Consider the following 2520-nt stretch of genomic DNA (forward strand, 5'->3'; position numbering starts at 1 on the left):
GAGGAACCGGCGGGCCGGGGCGAGGAAGGCCGCCACTGCCGCCCGTCCCAGGACGGCTCCCGGCCACGGGCACGCTGCCCCGGCTGGGCGTCCGTCCATCCATGGGCGCGGACATCTCCCCACCGCCGACGTTGCCGCTGCCCGTGCCCGAGGGCACCGGGCGCGGGTGGCTCCCTGTCCCGCTGATGGCGGACGGCGCGAACTCCACCAGCCGGTCCCCCAGCGTGTCGCGGAAGAACTGGGCCACCGCCGCGGGCGACGAGTTGAGCCGGTGATGCGCCATCACCGCCTCGATTTCCTCGCGCAGCGCGGCGGCGGACGGCGTGCGGCGCGCCGGGTCCTTCACCAGCGCGCGGAGGATGAGGTCGGAGACGTCCTGGGGGATGTTCGGCTTGAGCTGCGAAGGGACGGGCGCCGGGTCCCTGACGATGGCTTGCAGCGTCGCCGCGTCGTGGTCCCTGCGGAACGGGAGCGTGCCGGTGAGCAGCTCGAAGAGCACCACGCCCAGCGCGAACACGTCGTTGCGCGCGTCCAGCGCGCGCCCGGACGCCGCCTCCGGGGAGATGTACGAAATCTTCCCCTTCAGCACGCCCGCCTGGGTGTGCTCCTCGCCCGCCACCTTGGCGATGCCGAAGTCACTCAGCTTGATGGCGCCGTCCAGCGAGATGAGGACGTTGTGCGGGCTGACGTCCCGGTGCACCACCGGGTGCGGCGTGCCCGCCGGGTCCACGTAGGCGTGGGCGTAGTGAAGCCCCGCGGCCACCTCCGCGACGATGCGCAGCGCGTGCTCCAGCGGGAGCGCCAGGCCCTTGCGCCGCAGCTCGATGACCAGCTTCTTCAGGTCCGGCCCGCGCACGTACTCCATGAGGATGTACGCGACGCCGTCGGACACGCCCACGTCGAACGTCTGCACGACGTTCGGGTGCGTCAGCCGCGCGTTGGCGCGGGCCTCCGCGAAGAGCATGTCGACGAACTCGGGGTTCTCCGCGAACTGCGGGAGAATCTTCTTCATCACCAGGAACTTCTCGAAGCCCTTCACGCCCACCTGCTTGGCGAGGAAGACCTCCGCCATGCCGCCCTGCCCCAGCCGCCGGATGATGTTCAGCTTGGTGCTGCCCAGCGAGTTGGAGATGTCCGTGGAGGCGCCCTGGCGGGCCGCCGGGTCGATGTTCGTGGCGCCGAAGAGGTACTGACTGAGGGCGCGCGTCTCCAGCGACTCCAGCTCCTCCAGCGGCCGGTCCGTCAGCTGCAGCCGCGCCAGCAGCCCCTGGAGCTGGGGCATGTGGGGGACGCGCGCGTTGCCGCCGCAGATGGGGCACGGCACGTCCACGCCGGCCGCCTGCGCCCGCAGCTTCGCCAGGTAGTCCGCGGCCTGGAGGCGCTGGTGGCTCACCTGCCCGCAGTTGCGGCAGTCACACGGCAGCCACAGCGTGGCCAGCCGCACCGGCAACACCTTGGCCGAGCGCGCCAGCACCGCCAGCGCGGGCGGCGGCACTCGGCACAACACCACGTGCGCGCCCTGCGCCGCCGTCTCCAGCACCTGCTCCAGCTTCGGCAGCGCCTCCGGCTCCACCGAGCTGACGTGGCTGAAGTCGAAGCCGACGCGGCCCTCCAGGCCCGACGCCAGCCGGCGCACGTTCAGGTCGCCCTTCAGCGCGCTGGCCAGGGTGATGTACGTGACGTCGTCCTGGATGATTTTCAGGTGCTGCGTCAGCTCCGGCTGCTCCGCCGGCATGCTGGCGCGCAGGTAGCGCATGACGACCGGGTCCACCTGGCCGAACTGCTGCCGCCGCGCGTAGTCGAAGAACTCCCCCGGCAGGTCCGCGAACTCCAGCGGCCCCTGACACACGGGGCAGGCGTGGTCGGGCGCGCGCTCCTCGGAGATGACCTGCGCCTCGTCCAGCAGGTTCACCAGCCGCAGCCGGTCCTCGTTGCAGGCGCGGCAGGCGTAGGGCGCCAACACGGAGAGGACGCGGGCGACGCCGGCGAAGCCCTCCACCATGTTGAGCTGGTCCACGATGACGGGTGGCGCGTGGACCACGTAGAGGCCCAGGGCTCCCTGCGGCAGCTTGGCGGCGAACTCAATCCACCGCCGCACGCCGAAGGAGCTGATGCGCTCCACCTGCCCCAGGTCCACCACCAGCAGCCCACTCAGCTCCGGGCTGGCGGACGTCAGTGGGAATGTTTCGTCGATGACGCCGGAGATCCGGACGTGGGTAATCGTCCCCACGCGGAGCCGGCTGATGATGGCGTTGGAAACCTGGCTATCCACCGGCCCTGACCTCATTGGAGACAGAACAGCAGCGACTTGGGTTGTGCGGCGCGGCGGCGGGCCTCCCCCAGGTCCACCACGCACAGGACTCGTGACTCACGGCCAGCAGCCACACGGACGGCCACCACATCGCTGTGCTCCAGGATGCGCCGCAGTCCCAGCCCCGCCCCTCCTCCGGATGCATCCACCTGGACCTGTCTCTTATACGCATCTCCGAACCCACGTGACAAGAGGCGAACTCGTATGCC

Annotated in this window: 1 protein-coding gene and 1 pseudogene; both read right to left on the bottom strand. The window is 70.8% G+C overall.

The genetic code is table 11. The features are described from left to right. Nucleotides 1-2272: serine/threonine-protein kinase (locus tag G4D87_RS36600; RefSeq protein ID WP_205507869.1), on the bottom strand; the 2272-nt coding region annotated here is incomplete at its 3' end. A gap of 11 nt (nucleotides 2273-2283) precedes the next feature. Further along, nucleotides 2284-2520, bottom strand: a pseudogene (locus tag G4D87_RS36605) (hypothetical protein); the annotation flags it as partial.

Origin of the sequence: Myxococcus vastator (assembly GCF_010894475.1) — a bacterium.
GTDB classification, from domain to species: Bacteria; Myxococcota; Myxococcia; order Myxococcales; family Myxococcaceae; genus Myxococcus; species Myxococcus vastator.